Source organism: Marmoricola endophyticus (assembly GCF_014644415.1).
In the GTDB taxonomy this organism is placed as follows: domain Bacteria; phylum Actinomycetota; class Actinomycetes; order Propionibacteriales; family Nocardioidaceae; genus Marmoricola; species Marmoricola endophyticus.
In genome coordinates, this window is sequence record NZ_BMKQ01000001.1 from 2,868,169 (window position 1) to 2,888,127 (window position 19,959).

At 72.5% G+C, this 19,959-nt stretch carries 18 protein-coding genes and 1 tRNA gene; 12 read left to right on the forward strand and 7 right to left on the reverse strand.

The window, feature by feature from the left end; genetic code table 11:
• Positions 1-130: 130 nt before the first annotated feature.
• Positions 131-622: a MarR family winged helix-turn-helix transcriptional regulator gene (locus IEX42_RS14090; protein WP_188780339.1), complete on the reverse strand. Its 492-nt coding sequence runs from the start codon at positions 620-622 to the stop codon at positions 131-133.
• 65 nt (positions 623-687) lie between these two features.
• Here IEX42_RS14090 and IEX42_RS14095 point away from each other — a divergent pair, with 65 nt between their 5' ends.
• Together IEX42_RS14095 and IEX42_RS14100 are read left to right on the forward strand one after the other, a co-directional pair.
• Positions 688-1,467, forward strand: a complete 780-nt coding sequence (locus IEX42_RS14095; RefSeq protein WP_188780340.1) for a methyltransferase domain-containing protein — start codon at positions 688-690, stop codon at positions 1,465-1,467.
• A 1-nt stretch (position 1,468) separates the two neighbouring features.
• The gene (locus IEX42_RS14100; RefSeq protein WP_188780341.1) at positions 1,469-1,843 is read left to right on the forward strand and encodes a VOC family protein; all 375 of its coding nucleotides are present in this window, start codon (positions 1,469-1,471) and stop codon (positions 1,841-1,843) included.
• Between the two features lie 184 nt (positions 1,844-2,027).
• On the opposite strand, the gene IEX42_RS14105 is transcribed toward IEX42_RS14100, so the two are convergent.
• Together IEX42_RS14105 and IEX42_RS14110 are read right to left on the reverse strand one after the other, a co-directional pair.
• On the reverse strand, positions 2,028-4,133 hold the full coding sequence (locus IEX42_RS14105; RefSeq protein WP_188780342.1) for a beta strand repeat-containing protein: 2,106 nt from the start codon (positions 4,131-4,133) through the stop codon (positions 2,028-2,030).
• A gap of 79 nt (positions 4,134-4,212) precedes the next feature.
• On the reverse strand, positions 4,213-5,367 hold the full coding sequence (locus IEX42_RS14110) for a hypothetical protein (RefSeq protein ID WP_188780343.1): 1,155 nt from the start codon (positions 5,365-5,367) through the stop codon (positions 4,213-4,215).
• A gap of 301 nt (positions 5,368-5,668) precedes the next feature.
• Here IEX42_RS14110 and katG point away from each other — a divergent pair, with 301 nt between their 5' ends.
• The 4 genes from katG (at position 5,669) to IEX42_RS14130 (ending at position 11,106) form a co-directional block, all read left to right on the forward strand.
• Positions 5,669-7,846: a catalase/peroxidase HPI gene (gene katG, locus IEX42_RS14115; RefSeq protein WP_188781149.1), complete on the forward strand. Its 2,178-nt coding sequence runs from the start codon at positions 5,669-5,671 to the stop codon at positions 7,844-7,846.
• A gap of 491 nt (positions 7,847-8,337) precedes the next feature.
• Positions 8,338-8,416, forward strand: a tRNA-Gln gene (locus tag IEX42_RS14120).
• A 163-nt stretch (positions 8,417-8,579) separates the two neighbouring features.
• A complete protein-coding gene (locus IEX42_RS14125; protein ID WP_188780344.1) occupies positions 8,580-10,178 on the forward strand; it encodes a M4 family metallopeptidase in 1,599 nt (532 codons plus the stop codon).
• Positions 10,179-10,377: 199 nt separating this feature from the next.
• Entirely contained in the window at positions 10,378-11,106 is a 729-nt protein-coding gene (locus IEX42_RS14130; protein ID WP_229660870.1) for a polyprenol monophosphomannose synthase, read from the forward strand.
• On the opposite strand, the gene IEX42_RS14135 is transcribed toward IEX42_RS14130, so the two are convergent.
• Positions 11,087-11,578 (reverse strand): NUDIX hydrolase, encoded by a 492-nt coding sequence (locus tag IEX42_RS14135; RefSeq protein ID WP_188780345.1) that lies wholly within the window; start codon positions 11,576-11,578, stop codon positions 11,087-11,089. The genes IEX42_RS14130 and IEX42_RS14135 overlap by 20 nt on opposite strands.
• Before the next feature lie 70 nt (positions 11,579-11,648).
• Between IEX42_RS14135 and IEX42_RS14140 the strand changes: the two genes are divergently transcribed.
• Positions 11,649-12,059: a Crp/Fnr family transcriptional regulator gene (locus tag IEX42_RS14140; RefSeq protein ID WP_188780346.1), complete on the forward strand. Its 411-nt coding sequence runs from the start codon at positions 11,649-11,651 to the stop codon at positions 12,057-12,059.
• Between the two features lie 21 nt (positions 12,060-12,080).
• Here the strand turns inward: IEX42_RS14140 and IEX42_RS14145 are convergent, their stop codons facing one another.
• The gene (locus IEX42_RS14145) at positions 12,081-13,184 is read right to left on the reverse strand and encodes a sulfite oxidase (RefSeq protein WP_229660871.1); all 1,104 of its coding nucleotides are present in this window, start codon (positions 13,182-13,184) and stop codon (positions 12,081-12,083) included.
• Between the two features lie 71 nt (positions 13,185-13,255).
• Between IEX42_RS14145 and glmU the strand changes: the two genes are divergently transcribed.
• The 4 genes from glmU to pth all read left to right on the forward strand — a co-directional run bounded on the left by glmU (position 13,256) and on the right by pth (position 17,312).
• The gene (gene glmU / locus IEX42_RS14150) at positions 13,256-14,719 is read left to right on the forward strand and encodes a bifunctional UDP-N-acetylglucosamine diphosphorylase/glucosamine-1-phosphate N-acetyltransferase GlmU (protein ID WP_188780347.1); all 1,464 of its coding nucleotides are present in this window, start codon (positions 13,256-13,258) and stop codon (positions 14,717-14,719) included.
• 31 nt (positions 14,720-14,750) lie between these two features.
• Complete coding sequence (locus IEX42_RS14155) at positions 14,751-15,731, forward strand: ribose-phosphate diphosphokinase (RefSeq protein WP_444543242.1); 981 nt, start codon at positions 14,751-14,753, stop codon at positions 15,729-15,731.
• Between the two features lie 262 nt (positions 15,732-15,993).
• Positions 15,994-16,689, forward strand: a complete 696-nt coding sequence (locus IEX42_RS14160; RefSeq protein ID WP_188780348.1) for a 50S ribosomal protein L25/general stress protein Ctc — start codon at positions 15,994-15,996, stop codon at positions 16,687-16,689.
• Entirely contained in the window at positions 16,686-17,312 is a 627-nt protein-coding gene (pth, locus tag IEX42_RS14165) for an aminoacyl-tRNA hydrolase (protein WP_188780349.1), read from the forward strand. The genes IEX42_RS14160 and pth overlap by 4 nt, the downstream gene beginning before the upstream one ends.
• Before the next feature lie 2 nt (positions 17,313-17,314).
• On the opposite strand, the gene IEX42_RS14170 is transcribed toward pth, so the two are convergent.
• Entirely contained in the window at positions 17,315-18,193 is an 879-nt protein-coding gene (locus IEX42_RS14170; RefSeq protein ID WP_188780350.1) for an NAD(+)/NADH kinase, read from the reverse strand.
• The gene (locus IEX42_RS14175) at positions 18,190-19,158 is read right to left on the reverse strand and encodes an SPFH domain-containing protein (protein ID WP_188780351.1); all 969 of its coding nucleotides are present in this window, start codon (positions 19,156-19,158) and stop codon (positions 18,190-18,192) included. The genes IEX42_RS14170 and IEX42_RS14175 overlap by 4 nt, the downstream gene beginning before the upstream one ends.
• Positions 19,159-19,244: 86 nt before the next feature.
• Here IEX42_RS14175 and IEX42_RS14180 point away from each other — a divergent pair, with 86 nt between their 5' ends.
• Positions 19,245-19,925, forward strand: a complete 681-nt coding sequence (locus IEX42_RS14180; protein ID WP_188780352.1) for an NUDIX hydrolase — start codon at positions 19,245-19,247, stop codon at positions 19,923-19,925.
• Positions 19,926-19,959: the final 34 nt, after the last annotated feature.

Genomic DNA, 19,959 nt, shown 5'->3' on the forward strand with positions numbered 1-19,959 from the left:
CGCGGGGCCGGGTCGCGAGGCGGCCCGTACACGCGACGTCCCGCGGGGCCGGGTCGCGAGGCGGCCCGTACACGCGACGTCTCGCGGGGCCGGGTCGCGAGGCGGCCCGTACACGCGACGTCTCGCGGGGTCAGCGCTCGCCCAGGGGCCCCATCAGCGTCTTCAGCAGTCCGGCCAGGCGTACCCGGTCGGGCTCGGGCAGCGACGCCAGCAGCTCACGCTCGGAGTCGATCAGCGCCTCGAAGGCGGCGTCGACGGCCGTCTTGCCGTCGGCCGTGAGTCGTACGAGCACGCCGCGGCGGTCCGCCGGGTCGGCCTCGCGGACGACGAGACCGCGGGCGGCCAGCCGGTCGACTCGGTTGGTCATGGTCCCGCTGGTCACGAGGGTCTCGACGAGCAGCTTGCCGGGCGAGAGCTCGTACGGCACACCGGCGCGTCGAAGCGCCGCGAGCACGTCGAACTCCCACGGCTCGATCCGGTGCGCGGTGAAGGCCTGCCGGCGTGCGCGGTCCAGCAGGCGGGAGAGACGGGAGATCCGGCTGAACACCTCGACCGGTCCCAGGTCCAGGTCGGCCCGTTCCCGCTGCCACGCAGCGACCAGCGCGTCGACCTCGTCCTCCACAACGCCAGCCTAGGCCACGAGTCGAGAATCTTGACATCAAGATAAAGTCGCCGCAGGATCGACCCATGGCCGCCGACTGGGACCCCGCCCGCTACCTCACCTACGCCGACGACCGGGGGCGACCGTTCGTCGAGATGCTCGCCCGCGTCCGTGCGAGCGCGCCGCGAGCCGTGGTCGACCTGGGCTGCGGTCCGGGGAACCTCACCGGTCTGCTCGCACAGCGCTGGCCCGACGCGGACGTCACCGGCATCGACTCCTCCCCGGCGATGATCGAGAAGGCACGAGCGTTGGGCGACGGCGTGCGCTACGAGGTCGGCGACGTGCGGGAGTGGAACCCCGACGACCGCGTCGACGTCGTCGTCACCAACGCCACGCTGCAGTGGGTCCCCGACCACCTCGACCTGGTCCGTGGCCTGGTCGCACGGGTGGCTCCTGACGGTTGGTTCGCGATGCAGGTCCCCGGCAACTTCGACGAGCCGAGCCACACCGTGCGCCTCGAGTTGGAGCGCGAGCGCCCGTACCGCGAGCACCTGCGCGACCTCGCCCGCCCCGGCTCGTACGACGCGCCGACGTACGCCGACGCCGTCCGGCCGCTCGCCGACGTGGTCGACGCGTGGGAGACGACGTACCTCCACGTCCTCGACGCCACCACCGACCCCGACCCGGTCTTCACCTGGATCTCGGCGACCAGCGCACGCCCGGCACTGGGGGCGCTGGAGCCCGAGCCGGAGCTGCGGGCACGGTTCGTCGCAGAGCTGAAGGAGCGGTTGCGCGAGGCGTACCCACCGGCCGAGGGGCGCGTCGTCATGCCGTTCCGGCGCGTGTTCTGCGTCGTGGGCCGCTGAGGTGCGGCTGCACCACGTGCAGGTCTCCTGCCCGCCAGGGGGCGAGGAGGCCGCGCGTGCCTTCTGGGTCGGGTGCCTGGGGATGACCGAGGTGCCCAAGCCCGACGCGCTGGCCGGTCGTGGGGGCTGCTGGTTCCGCTCGTACGACTACACCGGCACGGTCACTGCCGAGATCCATGTCGGTGTCGAGGACCCGATGACGCCGGCCCGCAAGGCGCACCCGGCGCTCGTGGTGGACGACCTCGACGTCGCTGCCAACGCGTTGCGCAGCGCGGGCCACCCGGTCGACGACTCCGAGCGCGACACCTTCCCGGGGTTCGTCCGGCTGCACACCGTCGACCCCCACGGCAACCGCGTGGAGCTGCTCGCGAGGTGAGTCACGGCTCCGGCCGGCCGCGCCGGCCTTCGCCGCCGCGGTGCGCGACCAGCGTCGGGACAGCCCGACGTTGAGCCGGGCGGGCACCGAGCCCGGCGCGCCGTCACGGTGGCACTGTGCGACGCCTGCGTCCGAGCCCGGGGCGAGCCGCGGACGGCTCGGCCCCGGGCGTCGAACAGCCGGTTCAGCCGCGTCGCGGTCGCCGCCGCAGCAGAGACAGCCCCCCGATCAGCATCCCGAGGGCCAGGAGCAGCAGGTACGCCGTCGAGGCCGGTGCGCCGGTCTGGGGCAGCACGCCGGTCGTAGGACCGGCCGTCGGGGTCGCTGAGGAACCCGTCGTGCTCGAGGAGACGGTCGCCGCTCCGGTGCTACCGGTCCGGGTGGTGTCGACGGCGGTCACGATGGTCCCGGATCCGTCGCCGGGGTTGCCGTCGCCGGGGTTGCCGTCGCCGGGGTTGTCACCGCCGGGGTTGTCACCACCCGGGTTGTCACTGCCGGGGTTGTCACCGCCGGGGTCGTCGCCACCGGTGGTCCCGCCGCCATTGGTGTTGCCGTCGCCGATGACGGTGATCTGGGTGCCGGAGGTGTCGATGGGGATGATGCCGCCGGTGTCGATCTGGTTGCCGGAGCCGGTGCCGTCGGTGCCCGAGGTGGTGCTTCCGCCGGTGGTGCCGGTGCCAGTGTCGCTGCCGGTGGTGGTGCCGCCACCGGCGTTGGTGTTGCCGTCGCCGATGACGGTGATCTGGTTGCCGGAGGTGTCGACGGGCGCGACGTTGCCGAGTCCGATCTGGTTGCCGGAGCCGGTGCTGTCGGTACCGTCGGTGGCACTCGTACCAGTGTTGCCGGTGTTGCCGGTGCCGCTGGTGGCCGCGCTGTCGCCGGTGCTGGTGTTGCCGTCGCCGATGACGGTGATCTGGTTGCCGCTGGCGTCGACGGGCAGCACGTTGCCGAGCCCGACCTGGTTGCCACCGAGGGTGCTGTCGGTGCCGTCGGTGGTGCCGGTGCTCGTCCCGGAGCTGCCCGGGTTGGAGCCGCCGGTGCTGGTGCCGCCGGTGCTGGTGTTGCCGTCGCCGATGACGGTCACCTGGTTGCCCGAGGCGTCGACGGGCGCGACGTTGCCGAGTCCGATCTGGTTGCCGGAGCCGGTGCCGTCGGTACCGTCGGTGACACTCGTCTCAGTGTTGCCGGTGTTGCCGGTGCCGCTGGTGGCCGTGCTGTCGCCGGTGCTGGTGTTGCCGTCGCCGATGACGGTGATCTGGTTGCCGCTGGCGTCGACGGGCAGCACGTTGCCGAGCCCGACCTGGTTGCCGGAGCCGGTGCCGTCGGTTCCCGACGTGGTGCCCCCGCCGGTGGTGCCGGTGCTGGTCCCGGAGGTGCCCGGGTTGGTGCCGCCGGCGTTGGTGTTGCCGTCGCCGAGGACGGTGATCTGGTTGCCCGAGGCGTCGACGGGCGCGACGTTGCCGAGCCCGACCTGGTTGCCGGAGCCGGTGCCGTCGGTACCGTCGGTGGTGCCCGCAACGGTGTTGGCGGAACCGTCGTCGCCGGCCGTGCCGGTGCCCTTCGGCTCGGCCTTGTTGCCGTCGCCGATGACGGTCACCTGGTTGCCCGAGGCGTCGACGGGCGCGACGTTGCCGAGCCCGACCTGGTTGCCGGAGCCCGCGCCGTCGGTGCCGTCGGTGGTGCCCGCAACGGTGTTGGCGGAACCGTCGTCGCCGGCCGTGCCGGTGCCCTTCGGCTCGGCCTTGTTGCCGTCGCCGATGACGGTCACCTGGTTGTCGCTGGCGTCGACCGAACCGACGTTGCCGGTGCCGGCCTGGTTGCCGCCGAGCGCGCTGTCGTCCCCGGAGGTCGTGCGGTTGTCACCGGAACCGTCACTGCTGTCCGTGCCGCCGGTGCTCTTCGGCTCTACCTTGTTGTGGTCGCCGAGGACGGTGACCTGGTTGTCGCTCGCGTCGGCCGAGCCGACGTTGCCGGTGCTGGCCTGGTTGCCGCCGAGCAGGCTGTGGTCGCCCGAGGTGGTGTCGGCGGGGTCCGGGGAGCTGCTGGTGCCGCTCGTGGAACCGCCCTTGTTGGTGTTGTGGTCGCCCAGGACGGTGACCTGGTTGCCGGAGGCGCCCACCGAACCGAGGTTGCCGGTGCCGGCCTGGTTGCCGCTGACCACAGCGTGGTCACCGTTTGTGGAGGACCCCTGGTCCTCCGCTGAAGCAGTGCTGGCGAGCACGACGCCGAGGAGCAGGAAGCCCCCGGTGACGCCGAGCGAGCACAGCACACGGGTCATCCATGTACGCATGTTCTTCTCCTTGAGGTGGGTGAGATTCGCGGCGGTGCGCCGCGATCGGCGTGGCGCGTTCAGCAGCGCCCGCCGCACCTCAGTCGGGAGAAGAACCCGGGTCGAAGGACGGACCGCTGAGAAGGGTGTGGTCGTAGCCCCGGGGAAGCGTCACGGTTCGTGCGTCGGTCACCGCCGCGTCGTCCAGCAGTGCCGCGGGTGCAGCTCCGCCGCTGTGGGAGGCGGAGGAGCCGCCCGACGTGCTCGAGCAGGCGGCGATCGGGTCGCCGAGGGAGGGCTGACCGGGACGGGGGAGCGGCGCGGGGTCGAGCATCGAGGCCGAGTCGTGGTCACCTGGGGCGGCGGCGGACGACGCCGGGACGGAGGTGGGCTCCGCCGGACGGACCGTGCCGTGCTGCGAGGTCGTGGCGGCTCGGGTGACGTCGTGCGCGGGCGTACGCGCCGGCCGCACGACGGTCGACCCGGCCGGGTCGACCACGTGGTCGGCAGGGAGCACGTGGCCCTCGAGACGGCTGATCCCGGTGTCGAGGCCTCGCGTCGACAGGTTCACGGTGGTGTCGACGCGACGAGCGATGCCGTCGACCGTGGTGCCCACTCCGCGCACGACGGGCGAGAGTGCCGGTGCGACCGCGTCCGTCACGCGACGCAGCGCGTCGGTGGTCCGGTCGGTGAGTGAGACGAGTGCGCGCGTGGTGTGGGTCGTGGTGCCCCGCACCGTCGACGGCACGTCGATCCGCGTCGCCCGAGCGTCGTGCGTCGCGGAGGGCCGGTGCGGTGCGTGGGTCGTACGCGGTTCCCGCCGGTCGGTGCTGGGCTCCTGGGCGTCGCGGGCCACCTGTGTCACCGAGCGAGACCGGTCCGACGTGGTGGCCTCCGACGGGGTGGGCGACGAGGGCGCCGGGCGTGCCTGGGATCGGGCGGCCTGGCCGACCACCCGCGTGGTCGTCCGTACGACCGCCTCGGCGCGCTGCGTCACCTCGTCCGCGGTTCCGCGGGTGCGTTGGGTGACCGCCTCGAGGGCGCCGGGTCGCTGCTGGGGGGACTCGGGCCGCGCGGTGCTGCCGGACAGCAGGCCGTGACCCGACCCGTCGTCGGCGTGCGCGGGACCGCTGAGGAGTACGCCGGCGAGAACGACTCCGACCGCCAGGCCGAGCAGGACGAGGCCGCGACGGACCCAGGTGCAGCGGTCCGCGGGTGCGGCCTCGCTCAGCTGGATCGACATGACGTCCCTCACGCGACAAATGGGCGTTTCGTCAGCAAAACGGTACAGAGCGACCAAAGTTACTGTCGAGCAGTGCTGGTCCAGGCCAGTGCTCCGGCGGTCGGCCCGTACGTCGAGCGACCTCGCCGCGGCCGGGACCGTTCCGGCGAGCGACGTCCCGGTACGTGCGTCGCCGTGCGGAAGGGTTCGACCAATCTTGACTAGTTCAAGTATTCGCGCGAGGGTCGGAGGCGTCGTCGAACCCCTGCCGATCCGAGAGGACGCCCCCGTGACCGAGCGCCACACCGACCACCCCAACGCCGTCGAAGGTGACATGAACGAGCCCACCGGCGGTTGCCCGGTGGCACACGGCGATCGACTGCTGCACCCCGTCCAGGGAGGGTCCAACCGCGACTGGTGGCCCGACCAGCTCAACCTCTCGATCCTGCGCAAGCACGGCGACGCGTCCAACCCGATGGACGCCGACTTCGACTACGCGACCGCGTTCGCCGGGGTCGACCTCGATGCGCTGGCCGCCGACGTCGACGAGGTGCTGACCACCTCCCAGCCCTGGTGGCCGGCCGACTTCGGGCACTACGGCGGCTTCATGATCCGGATGGCCTGGCACTCTGCAGGCACGTACCGGGTCGATGACGGCCGCGGGGGAGCGGGCGCCGGGATGCAGCGCTTCGCGCCGCTGAACTCCTGGCCCGACAACGGCAACCTCGACAAGGCCCGCCGGCTGCTGTGGCCGGTCAAGCAGAAGTGGGGCCGCCAGGTCTCCTGGGCCGACCTCATCATCTTCACCGGCAACCGCGCGCTGGAGACGATGGGCTTCCCCACCTTCGGCTTCGCCGGCGGGCGCGAGGACGTCTACGAGCCCGACCAGGACGTGTACTGGGGGCCCGAGCGGACCTGGCTCGGCGACGAGCGCTACACCGGCGACCGCGACCTGGAGAAGCCGCTCGGCGCGGTCCAGATGGGGCTGATCTACGTCAACCCCGAGGGCCCCAACGGCGTGCCCGACCCGATGGCCGCCGCCCGCGACATCCGCGAGACCTTCGCCCGGATGGCGATGAACGACGAGGAGACCGTCGCCCTGATCGCCGGTGGCCACACGTTCGGCAAGACCCACGGCGCCGCCGACCCGGAGGAGTACGTCGGGCCCGAGCCCGAGGGTGCCCCGCTGGAGCAGATGGGCCTGGGATGGAAGCAGTCGTACGAGTCCGGCGTACGCGAGCACGCGATCACCTCCGGTCTCGAGGTCACCTGGACCTCCACGCCGACGGCCTGGTCGAACGGCTTCTTCGAGAACCTGTTCACGTACGAGTGGGAGCTCGAGCAGAGCCCCGCCGGCGCCAACCAGTGGATCGCCAAGACCGACCACCCGAGCATCCCCGACCCGGACGGCACGCCGAACAAGCGCAAGCCGACGATGCTCACCACCGACCTCGCTCTGCGCACGGACCCGGTCTACGAGGAGATCTCGCGCCGGTTCTGGAAGAACCCCGGCCAGTTCGCCGACGCGTTCGCGCGCGCCTGGTTCAAGCTCACCCACCGCGACATGGGCCCGATCGAGCGGTACGTCGGCGCGCAGGTCCCGGCCGAGCCGCTGATCTGGCAGGACCGCGTGCCCGCCGTCGACCACGAGCTGGTCGACGCGGCCGCGCAGGCCGAGCTCAAGCAGCAGGTGCTCGACTCCGGTCTCTCGGTGAGCCAGCTGGTCAAGGCGGCCTGGGCGTCGGCCTCGTCCTTCCGGGCCAGCGACAAGCGCGGCGGCGCCAACGGTGCCCGCGTACGCCTGGAGCCGATGTCCGGCTGGGAGGTCAACGACCCCGACGAGCTGGCCACCACGCTGAGCACGCTGGACGGGATCCGCTCCTCCACCCCGCACCGGATCTCGCTGGCCGACCTGATCGTGCTCGCCGGGTCCGCCGCGGTCGAGAAGGCCGCCGCCGACGCCGGGCACCCGGTCGAGGTGACCTTCACCCCGGGTCGTACGGACGCGACCGCCGAGCAGACCGACGCCGAGTCGTTCACCTGGCTCGAGCCGGCCGCCGACGGGTTCCGCAACCACCTGGGCAAGGCGGCGACGATGCCTGCCGAGTACCACCTCGTCGACCGCGCCAACCTGCTCGGCCTGACCGCCCCCGAGGCCACGGTCCTCCTCGGCGGCCTCCGGGTGCTCGGCGCCAACACGGGTGGGTCGACGCACGGGGTGCTCACCGACCGGGTCGGTCTGCTGACCAACGACTTCTTCGTCAACCTGCTCGACATGGGGACGACGTGGTCGGCGACCGACGAGTCGCAGACGATCTTCGAGGGCCGCGGCTCCGACGGGCAGGTCCGCTGGACCGGGACGCGGGCAGACCTCGTCTTCGGCTCCAACTCCGAGCTGCGCGCCGTCGCCGAGGTGTACGCCTCCGGCGACGCCGCCGCGAAGGTCGTCGCCGACTTCGCGAAGGCGTGGACGAAGGTCATGGAGGCGGACCGCTTCGACCTGCACCGCTGACCCACCGCGAGGGCCCGCGACCACCCCGGTCGCGGGCCCGCCCGCGTCGCGACCCGGCGGCGTCCGGCGGGTGGTGGTCTCGACGTCCTCCCTCGCTGGCGCTCGGTCGGGCTCGACCACCGGTGGTCGAGCAGCGAGCGTCAGCGAGCGCGTCGAGACCTGGCGAAGTCTGGCGGGTCGGGGCCTCGACGTCCCTTCGTCGCTGCTCAGGACGTCGCATGCCGCGCTGGCGCTCGGTCAGGCTCGACCACCGGTGGTCGAGCAGCGAGCGTCAGCGAGCGTGTCGAGACCCGGCGACGTCTGGCGGGTCGGGGCCTCGACGTCCGCCCTCGCTGGCGCTCGGTCGGGCTCGACCACCGGTGGTCGAGCAGCGAGCGTCAGCGAGCGCGTCGAGACCCGGCGACGCGGGCGCCGTCGGTGACCTCGGTCGATGGAGTCCGCTCCGCCGCGGGGGTGGTGGACGACTCGGCGATACCCTCGACCCGCACCGATCCCCGGTTGGTCTGCCGGCAGGGCCCGCCTGACTTTGAATCAGGACAAGCGACGTAGGTTCGACTCCTACCCGGGGAGCTCGCCCGCGTCTGCCCGGGGTCACCGCCCGGTCGGTGCCCGTGCCCGACCGGCTGCTGCGCATTTGTGCGGCGCGTGATCGTGACCTGCGCGAGTCGCGACACCAGGTCCGAGGTTTTGGTGGGATCAGGTCTCCATCTCGGACCCATGAGGAGACAACTCAATGAACGCTGCATCACGTACCGCCGCATCCCGGCGTCGCGCGATCGTCGGTCTGACCTCGGCGATGACCCTCGCCGCCGCCGGACTCGCACTGGCTTCACCATCGTCGGCCGACGACGCGGGGCAGGCTCAGCAGTCCGCCAACGAGCGCGGCGTGGTCACCAGCGTGCGCGCCACGACGTCCGCGCCGATCGCACGCCCGGCGTCCTCGGACGACGCGTCGGCGGCGCGCGGCTACGCCAAGCGCTACGCCGAGCGGTTCGGCGTCGGTGCCGGCAGCGTGCGGCTGGACAAGCTGGTCGAGGTTCCCGGCGGCACGATCGCCCGGTTCCAGCAGTACCTCGACGACAAGCCGGTGCTCGGTGGCCAGCTGTCGGTCCAGCTCGACTCCGCCGGCGCGCTGTACGGCGTCAACGGCCGGCTGAGCCCGACCAGGGCCCGCACGGGCACTGCCAAGGTCGCTGCGCGAACGGCGGCGAGCAAGGCGACCGACCTGCTCACCCGCGGGGCGAAGGCGCCGGCGTCGGCCCCCAAGGCGGCCACCCGGCTCAGCTGGTACGACGCGGCGCTCTACGCCAACCGGCCCTCGACGGGCGACCTGACGCTCGCGTACCGCGTGGACCTCACCCCGACCTCCTTCGACACCGACGGCGGCACGGTGATCGTGGACGCGACGAGCGGGAAGACGCTGCTCACGCAGTCGGACCGGCGAGACGCGCTCAAGCGCAGCATCTGCGACGCGAACAACACCCGGGTCGCGGACTCCGCCTACTGCCAGAGGCCGGTACGCACCGAGGGGCAGGCCGCGACCGGCAACACCGACGTCGACAGCGCGTACAACCAGTTCGGCTCCTCGTCCTCGTACTACAGCAGCCGCTTCGGCTACGACCTCACCACCAAGATCGGCGGTGCCGTCGGTTCCCCGACGCTGCGGGCGATCACTCGCGCCTGCATCACCGGTGAGCAGTGCCCGGGCTCGCAGAACGCGTTCTGGAACGGCTACGGGATGGTCTTCGGTCAGGGGTTCACCACCGCCGACGACGTCGTCACCCACGAGCTCGCCCACGGCGTCACCGAGCACACCAACGGGCTGAACTACTCCTACGAGTCCGGTGCGATCAACGAGTCGATGTCGGACGTCTTCGGCGAGTTCGAGGACCTCGCCGACGGCACCGGCAACGACTCCAGCGCGGCGCGCTGGAAGCTCGGCGAGGACCTGCCCTCCTCGATCGGCGTGATCCGCGACATGAAGAACCCGCCCGCCTACAACCAGCCCGACCGCACCGGGAGCTCGCTGTACTACCGCGGCAGCGCTGACAACGGCGGCGTGCACTACAACTCCGGCGTCGGCAACAAGGCGGCGTACCTCATCACCGACGGCGGCAGCTTCAACGGCCAGACCATCACCGGGCTGGGGCAGGCCAAGGCCGAGCAGCTGTACTGGCGGACCCAGGCGGCGCTCACCAGCTCCGCCGACTACGCCGAGCTCGGTGCCCAGCTGAACACCTCCTGCGCGGCGATGGCCTCGCAGGGCACCGCCGGCATCACCACCACGAACTGCGCCCAGGTCAAGAAGGTGGTGACCGCCACCCAGATGTGACCTCGAGACGCTGCACCTCGGCGACGGGGCGGTGGGGCCGTCACGGTCCCCACCGCCCCGTCGCCGCACGTCGGGGGAGGGGACGTAGGTTCGAGCACCGGGGAGCCGTCCTCGAGCGGGGACGCCCCGCGCGCTCGACCACCCCGTGTCCTCCGGGGTCGACCGGCTCCTGCCCGACCACGTACGCAAGGAGAGACCGGTGCCGGACACCCGCACGGTGATGGTGGTGCCGACCTTCAACGAGGTGGAGAACCTGCGCGCCGTGGCCGAGCGGCTGCGTCGGGCCCAGCCCGAGGTCGACCTGCTGGTGGTCGACGACGGGTCCCCGGACGGTACGGGCGAGCTCGCCGACGCCCTCGCGGCGGAGGATCCCCGGGTCTCGGTGCTGCACCGCCGCGCGAAGGCGGGCCTCGGCGCGGCGTACGTCCACGGGTTCACCGTGGCGCTGGACGCCGGCTACGACCTGATCGGGGAGATGGACGCCGACGGGTCCCACCAGCCCGAGCAGCTGGGCCGGCTGCTCGCGGAGATGCCGGCGGCCGACCTGGCGATCGGCTCGCGGTGGGTGCCCGGCGGCAGCATCGTCGACTGGCCCGCGCGCCGTGAGCTGCTCTCGCGAGGAGGGAACCTCTACACCCGGGCGCTGCTGGGCATCGCGGTCCGCGACGCGACCGCGGGGTTCCGGGTCTTCCGCCGCGAGACCCTGGAGCGGGTGGCCCTGGACACGGTGGTCTCGACGGGCTACGTCTTCCAGGCCGAGCTGGCCTATCGCGCCGTCCGCGCGGGGCTGAGGGTGGTCGAGGTGCCGATCGACTTCGTCGAGCGCGAGCGGGGGCAGTCCAAGATGACGCCCCGGGTCGCCGCGGAGTCGCTGTGGCGGGTCACCCGGTGGGGACTCGCTCAGCGCCTCAGACGAAGCCGTCCGTGACCAGCGCCGTGGTGCCGTCCCACGCCAGCGCCCGCTCGATCCGCTCGCGCATCCGCGGCGCCAGTGCGGTGAGGTCGTCCAGCGGCCACCAGCGCACCTCGCTCGACTCGTCGTCGCCGACCGCGGGCTCGCCGCTCACCCACACGCACCGGAAGGTGTGGTCGAGGTAGCGCGCTCGGTCGCCGTTGTCGTACGTCACCTCGTCCACCACCCCCACCGCGACCAGACCGACGACGCGGATCTCGACGCACGCCTCCTCGGCGGCCTCCCGCACGGCGGTGACGGCCGGGTGCTCGCCCGGGTCGACGATGCCCGTGACGGGGGTCCAGGCGCCGTTGTCCGACCGGCGGACGAGCAGGACCCGGGTGGGCTCGGTGTCGTCGTCGAGGACGACCGCGGTGGTCCCGGGCAGCCACAGCTCGGTGTGCTCGACGTGACGGCGGAGGTCGGCGACGTACGGCGGGATCGGCACCCGCTCATCCCAGCACGCCGGGCTCCGGCGTGGCAGGGTGACCTCGCACCTACTGACTCGGAGGACACCCATGGCCCGTGACGACGGACTCGACGCCGGAGCCGTGCCCGGTGTGGCGGCGCTGGACCCCGACGCCGTGCAGCGGCTGATCGACCTCGGTCGGCTCGTGCACATCCCGGTCGGCTGGTCGCCGATCCGGGCCGACGAGCCTGCGGACAAGGCGTACCTCCTCCTCGAGGGGTCCGTCGAGGCGGTCGACGGCGACGTCGTCCTCGCCGAGCTGGGGGCAGGCGAGTTCGTCGGCGAGATGGGCCTGGTCGGCAAGACGCTGCGCTCGGCCCGCGTGACCGTGGTCCAGCCCGTGCTCGCGATCGCCTGGCCGCGCGCGGACTTCCAGCGGCTGCGTGAGGAGATCCCCGACTTCGACCGGCTGGTCACCGAGACCACCGACCGGCGCCGCGAGGAGAACCAGGCGCGCTGACCCCGCCAGACGGGTGGAGGCTCAGCGCACCTCGACGGGGATCCGCGGCCACGCCGTGTTGGCGTAGCCCTTCGGGTTCCACAGGTGTGCCGGGTCGCTCGGTTGCTGTGCGCCGGTGTCGTCCCAGGCCCGTGCCACGACGGTCCGTCGCCCCGCAGTGACCGGCAACCGCACCCGCCACCGCCGCCAGGCCCACGGGCCGAGGTCGTTGAGCAGCTCGGCCTGGGTCCACGTCGCGCCGTCGACACAGACGTCCACGCGTGCGACGGCGCGGTGCTCGGCGGCCAGCGCGTAGCCCTCCACCAGCAGGTCGCCGGAGGGGACGAGGTCTCCGGCCTGGGGCGAGAGGATGTCGCAGTTCAGGGCCCACGGACCCAGCGAGATGCCGTCGCCGGGTCCCGCGGCGTCGGGGTCCGACTCGGGCGGCAGCACACGGTAGGCCGTCGCCTGGAAGTAGTTCTCCGACGGCTCGGGCTGGACGCGGACCTGCTCGACCCACTTGACGCTGCGCGCACCGACGTAGCCGGGGACGACCACGCGGACCGGGCCGCCGTGCAGCGCCGGCAGGGGGACGTCGTTCATCCTCCACGCGAGCAACGTCTCGGGGGCCCGGGCCTTCGTCATCGGCACCGACGACCCGTAGCCGCTCGCAGGGTCGGGGATCGTGGACACGTCGGGCGCCGAGAACGCGACGTGTCCCTCGAGCGGCGCACCCACCGCCGCCAGCACGTCGCCGAGGCGGACACCGGTCCACCGTGCGGTGCCGATCGCTCGCCGCCAGGGGTCCTCGCCCGGGATCTCGCGCACCTCGACCAGGTCGGCCCTGCGGTTGCCCGCGCACTGCATCGTCGCGGTCACCGTGTGCTGGTCGAAGCCCGCTGCGAGCTCGTCGAGGGAGTAGGACGTGCCCTCGACGTCGAGTCGCCACTCGTGCGCATCGATCTCGGGGACCGGTCCGTGGTTGCGGCTGTAGAAGGCGTCCTGCCTGGTCAGGCCCGGGTCGGCGAGCGCCGCGGCAGGCGGTTCGGCGTTGAACGGTGACTGCTCGTGGACCGTGGTCCCGAGACGCTTCCCGTGGGAGGGGATGCACATGCACTGACCGGTGTCCGGGTCGGTCCCGACCATGCCTCCCGATCGATGGCCTATGTTCGATCGGAGCCCCGCGCGGCACCGAGAGCACAGACCGAAGGAGCCCGATGCCTGACCTGACCGTGATCGTCCTCGCCGCCGGCGGCGGCACCCGGATGAAGTCGAAGACCGCGAAGGTGCTGCACCCGGTCGCCGGGCGGAGCATGGTCGGGCACGTGCTCAACGCCGTCGCGGCCGTGCGCCCGACCCGGGTCGTCGCCGTGGTCGGTCACCAGCGCGAGGCGGTCTCTGCGCACATCGCCCAGCTGATGCCGGAGGTGGTGCTGGCGGTGCAGGAGACCCAGGACGGCACCGCGCACGCCGTCAGCACCGCGATGCGGGCGGCCGGCGAGACCACGGGCACGGTGCTCGTGACGTACGCCGACACCCCGCTGCTGGAGGGTGCCAACCTGCGCGCCTTCGCCGAGGACCACACCGCCTCGGGTCGGGCGATGAGCATCCTGTCCGGCGAGCTGGCCGACCCGACGGGGTACGGGCGGATCGTGCGCGGCGCGGACGGCTCGGTCGAGTCCATCGTCGAGGAGAAGGACGCGACGCCCGCACAGCGGGCACTGCGCGAGATCAACTCCGGGATCGTGGCCTTCGACGCCGGGTTCCTCGCCGACGCGCTGCCGCGGATCGGCAACGACAACGCGAAGCGGGAGTACTACCTCACCGACACGGTCGCCCTGGCTCGCGCGGCCGGCGAGCGGGTCGACGCGTTCCGTCTCGACGACGTCTCGCAGACCCTCGGCGCCAACGACCGTGCTCAGCTCGCTGCCCTCGGGCGCGTGCTCAACGACCGGATCGTCAGCCGCTGGATGGCCGAGGGGGTCACCGTGATGGACCCGGCGACCACCTGGGTCGAGGCCGACGTGAGCCTCGCGCCCGACGTGACGCTGCTGCCCGGCGTCCAGCTCCTCGGCGCCTGCGCGATCGCCGAGGACGCGGTCATCGGACCGGACTGCACCCTGGAGGACACCGAGGTCGGCGCCGGCGCGAGGGTCGTCCGTACGCACGGCCAGCTCGCGGTGGTCGGCGCCGGGGCGAGCGTCGGCCCGTGGTCGTATCTGCGACCCGGCGCCCGGCTGGAGGAGGGCGCCAAGGCCGGCGCGTTCGTCGAGGTCAAGAACTCCACCATCGGTGCGGGCGCGAAGGTCCCCCACCTGTCGTACGTCGGCGACGCCGACATCGGCGAGGGCACGAACATCGGGGCCGGCGCGATCTTCGCCAACTACGACGGCGTGGTGAAGAACCGGTCGGTGATCGGGCGCCAGGTGAAGACCGGCGTGCACAACAGCTTCGTGGCACCGGTCCACGTCGGGGACGGTGCCGTGACCGGCGCCGGGACCGTCGTACGACGCGACGTGCCGCCCGGCGCACTGGCCGTCAGCGGCGGTCCGCAGCGCCACGTCGAGGGGTGGGTGTTCCGCAAGCGGGCGGGTACCCCCGCGGCGGAGGCCGCCGCGGCGGCGGCGCCGACGCCGGACCCGGGTGGGCCGGACGCCGCCGAGGGTGGAGAATCCTCGTAGTCCTCGCACCCGGCACCAGGGAGACACGCCCGTGAGCGGCATGAAGCGGACCACCGAGAAGAACCTCATGGTCTTCAGCGGTCGGGCACACCTCGACCTGGCCGAGGAGGTCGCCCAGCAGCTCGGCACCGGGCTCGTCCCCACGGCGGCGTACGAGTTCGCCAACTCGGAGATCTACGTCCGCTACGAGGAGTCCGTGCGCGGCTCCGACGCGTTCGTGATCCAGTGCCACACCGCGCCGGTCAACGAGTGGATCATGGAGCACCTGATCATGGTCGACGCGCTGAAGCGGGCGTCGGCCAAGCGGATCACGGTGGTGATGCCGTTCTACGGCTATGCCCGCCAGGACAAGAAGCACCGCGGCCGGGAGCCGATCTCCGCGCGGCTGATGGCCGACCTGTTCAAGACCGCGGGCGCCGACCGGCTGATCTCGGTCGACCTGCACGCCGACCAGATCCAGGGCTTCTTCGACGGACCCGTCGACCACCTGATGGCGCTGCCGATCCTGGCCGACTACGTCAAGGAGAAGTACGGCGACCAGCAGCTCGCTGTGGTCTCGCCCGACGCGGGGCGGATCAAGGTCGCCGAGCGCTGGTCGGCCCGGCTCGGTGGCGTCCCGCTGGCGTTCATCCACAAGTCGCGGCGCACCGACCGGCCCAACGAGACAGTCGCCAACCGGGTGGTCGGCGACGTCCAGGGCCGGATCTGCGTGCTGGTCGACGACATGATCGACACGGCGGGCACCATCACCAAGGCCACGGAGGCGCTGATGGCCGACGGCGCCGCCGGGGTCATCATCGCCGCCACCCACCCCATCCTCTCCGGCCCCGCCGTGGACCGGCTGAAGAACTCCTCGGCGACCGAGGTCGTGGTCACCAACACGCTGCCCCTCTCGGACGAGCAGCGCTTCGACAAGCTCACCTGCCTCTCCATCGCTCCGCTGATCTCCCGGGCGATCAAGGAGGTCTTCGAGGACGGCTCGGTGACCTCGATGTTCGACGGCAACGCCTGACGCCGTCCGGCGGGCTGAGGCAGGCCCGGGTTTCGTCGTACCGGGCGGGACCGTTAGAGTTCTCGGGTTGCCTCGGCGAGGGAGCGAGCCCCACCAGGGAGCTCCGTGATCGACGTGGCCGGTTGCTCACTCGATGCACCGCGCCCGTTCGAGCGCGGTGCATCTCGCATCTCGGCCACCGATCAACCACGGGGCGACCACCGACCACCAGCACACCCCGCTGGACACCGACCGACCACGAGTACGTCTGCGAAGGATTGCGATGCCCGAGAACAAGACCGAGACCATCAAGGCCGAGACCCGTACCGAGTTCGGCAAGGGCGCCGCCCGCCGGATCCGCCGCGACGAGAAGGTGCCCGCGGTCGTCTACGGCGCCGGCAACGCGCCCTCGCACCTGACGCTGCCCGGCCACGACGTGATGATGGCGATCAAGAACGGCGGCTCCAACGCGCTGCTCTACCTCGACATCGAGGGCAAGGAGGTGCTGGCCCTGACCAAGCAGGTCCAGGCCGACCCGATCAAGGGCTTCCTCGAGCACATCGACTTCGTCGAGGTCAAGCGTGGCCAGAAGGTCACCGTCGACGTCCCCGTCCACCTGACCGGCGAGGCCAAGCCCGACGCCCTGGTGGTCACGGAGAACACCACGATCTCGCTCGAGGCCGAGGCGACGCACATCCCCGAGTACATCGAGCTCTCCATCGAGGGCGCCGAGGTCGGCACCCTGGTCCAGGCCTCCGAGCTCGTCCTGCCCGAGGGCGCGACGCTGCTCGACGACGACGAGATGCTGATCGTCAACGTCACGCACGCCCCGACCGCCGAGGAGCTCGAGGAGGAGCTGGAGGAGGCCGAGGCCGAGGCCGGCATCGAGCGCGAGGAGTCCGACGAGGACGCCGAGGGCGACGACGCCGCTGCCGAGGGCGACTCCGACTCCGACTCCGAGGACTCCGACGAGGAGTGAGCTCGTCCGTACCTGAGCAGGACCCCGGGACGACGCGTCCCGGGGTCTGGCTCGTCGTGGGCCTGGGCAACCCCGGCCCGAGGTACGCCGACACGCGCCACAACGTCGGCTACCTCGTCTGCGACGAGCTGGCCCGGCGGATGGGCGGTGGGTTCCGCGCCCACAAGTCCGGACGGGCCGACGTGGTCGAGGGCCGCCTGACGCCGCCGGGCACGCCGGGGCCGCGCGTGGTGCTGGCCCGGCCGAGGGCGTTCATGAACGAGCTCGGCGGACCGGTCAAGGCACTGGCGACGTTCTACAAGGTCCCGGTGCAGGCCGTCGTCGCGGTCCACGACGAGCTCGACATCCCGTTCGGTGCGCTGCGCGTGAAGCAGGGTGGCGGCAACGGCGGTCACAACGGGCTGAAGTCGATGCAGGGCTCGCTCGGCTCACCGGACTTCTTCCGCGTGCGCTGCGGGATCGGCCGTCCGCCCGGCCGGCAGGACCCTGCCGACTTCGTGCTCGGCGCGTGGAGCAAGGTCGAGCGCAAGGAGCTCCCGTTCGAGGTCGACCGTGCGGCCGACGCGGTCGAGTCGCTGCTCGACGTCGGGCTCCCGCTCACCCAGACCCGCTTCAACGGCTAGTCTCAGCCGACGACGAGCCGCAGGTGTCGCTCCGACGCGCCGACGGTGACCTGCTGGCCCCAGGTGAGGTCGAGCCGGTCGTCCTCGATGCCGTCGCCGAAGCAGACCAGGCGCTCGGACTCGACCCGCAGGCGCAGCGTCGTACCCGCGGCGAGCAGGCCCTCCGTGGCGGTCGTCGCGGTGGCCGGCGACGGCCAGGCCTCGCGGACGAACCAGGCCAGGTCCGGCGCGGTCGGGGCCGGCAGCACCAGCGAGCTGTGCCGCTCCAGCCACAGCGACCGGCACCAGCCGGTCGCGCCGGTGCCGCTGGCGACCACCAGCCCGGACGACGCCTGGTGCTCGGCCGCACCCGCGTCGAGCTCGTAGCGCGCGGTCTGGTGGCTGGGGTGGCCGACGTACACCTCGTTGAGGGCGTGCAGCTCCTGCCCGTCGTCGGTCAGCGCGCGGACCATGGTGTGCTCGGCCACGGCGCCGGGGTGGTGCAGGAGGTCGGCGACCGCCTCGGCGCGGTGGGGTACGAGCACCCCGACGCTGCGCCCGGGCGAGGAGTCGACACCGATCACCGGCTGCCCGGCGAGGTACTTCGCCACGTTGGCCACCAGCCCGTCCTGGCCCACGCTGACCACGACGTCGTCGTCGGCGAACAGGAAGCGCGACAGGTCGCCCCGCTCGACGCGCCCGCGCCGCCAGTCCACGGGGATCGCCGCCTCGACGGAGCGCAGGGCGGCCTGCTGGGCCTCGTACCTCTCCTCGACCTCGGCCAGGTCGCGCCCGCGCGTGGAGAGGAAGAACCGGGCCTGCCCGCGCGTGCCGTGGCGCTCCAGGAGCTCCTCGAGCTCGGTGCGCCGGTGCACCACGACCACGCGCGGAGCCAGGCTCATCGCGCGCCTCCGGCCAGCCGGGCCAGCACCGGGGTGAGCAGCTCGGGGGTCAGCGTCAGGTTGTCGATGTCCGGCAGGTGACCGGCGAGCTCCTGCGCGGCCAGCGCCCACAGCACCTCTGCCGGCACGTCGGCGTACGCCGCCAGCCGTGCGGACTGCGCCGCCGCCTCCGCGTCGCCGAGGGTGCGCGTGCGGTCCGCCTCCGCGCCGGCGCGCACCTTGTCGGCCGCGGCGGCCTCCTCGGCCTCGCGCCGCGCGTTGGCGCCACGCCGGTCGACCAGCTCCGCCTCGCGCCGGGCGAGCTCGACCTTGGTGGCCAGCTCGTTCTGCGAGATCGCGCGCTCGCGCTCGACCGCGGTGGCCCGGCGCTCGTACGTCGCCCGGTCGGCCTCGCCCTGCACCCGCTCCCGGGTCGGGGTCTGCAGCGCCCGCTCGACGTCGGACTCGGGTCGCACCGCGACGATGCGTACGTCGATCACCTCCAGCCCGGTCTCGGTCAGCCGCGGGTCGGCGGTCAGGGTCTCCATCGCGGTGCCGCGCAGCTGCTCGACGCCGGTGGTCAGCGCCTCCTCGAGCCGCATGGTCGCCACCAGCTGCAGCGCACTCTGCTGGAGGGTGCCGGTGAGCAGCGCCGCGATCTGCTCGAGCGGGGTCCCGCGCCAGCGACCGGTCCGCGGGTCGAGCGAGAAGTCGAGCCGCTGCGCGGCGGCCGCCGGCTCGGCGACGCGGTACGTGAGCGCCGACTGGACGGTCACGTCCTGGAAGTCCGCCGTCAGCGCGTGGAAGAGCAGCGGCAGCTCGCGGTCCTCGACGGGGACCTCGGCCAGAGCGGCGCTGAGCGGGCGGAACCAGAAGGACACCCCGCGTCCCTCGTGCCGCACCCGACCCCGGGCCAGGTGCTGGACGTACACGCTGCCGGTGCTGCGCAGGTGCTTCACGAACGGGTAGCCGGTGATGTCAGCCATGAGCTTCTCCTTTGTTGTCGTCAGTTAGACGATAAGCGATCTCCGGAGTAATCGTCAAGTTGACGACAATCACGTAGGCTGGCCGGGTGAGTGAACCCGTTCCCGTCCTGCTGACCGTCGACCTGGTGGTGCTCAGCGTGCGCGCCGACGACCTGCAGGTGCTGCTCGTACGCCGCGGCATCGAGCCGTACGCCGACGCCTGGGCGCTGCCCGGCGGGTTCGTCCTCGACGGCGAGGACCTGCCGGACGCCGCGGCACGCGAGCTGGCGGAGGAGACCGGCTTCGACCGGGCACGTGTCCACGTCGAGCAGCTGGCGACGTACGGCGCTGCGACCCGCGACCCGCGTGGGCGGGTGGTCACCGTCGCCCACCTCGCGCTGGTGTCGGACCCGGGCGAGCCGCGCGGCGGCAGCGACGCCGCGGAGGCCGCATGGGTCCCGGTGCGCGAGGTGCCCGGCCGCGAGCTCGCCTTCGACCACGAGCGGATCCTCGCCGACGGGATCGAGCGCGCCCGCGCGAAGCTGGAGTACTCCGCTCTCGGTGCGGCGCTCCTGGGCAGCCCGTTCACCGTCGCCGAGCTGCGCCGGGTCTACGAGATCGTCTGGGGCGAGTCGCTGGACCCGCGGAACTTCCACCGCAAGGTCACCGGCGTCGCCGGCTTCCTCGAGCCGACCGGGGAGACGCGGACCGAGCGCGGTCGCCCGGCGGCGCTCTTCACCGCCGGTCCGGCCGGCGTCCTCCACCCGCCGATCACCCGGCAGCGCTGAGTCGGGACGTGGACCGACGTACCGGTCCTTCGAG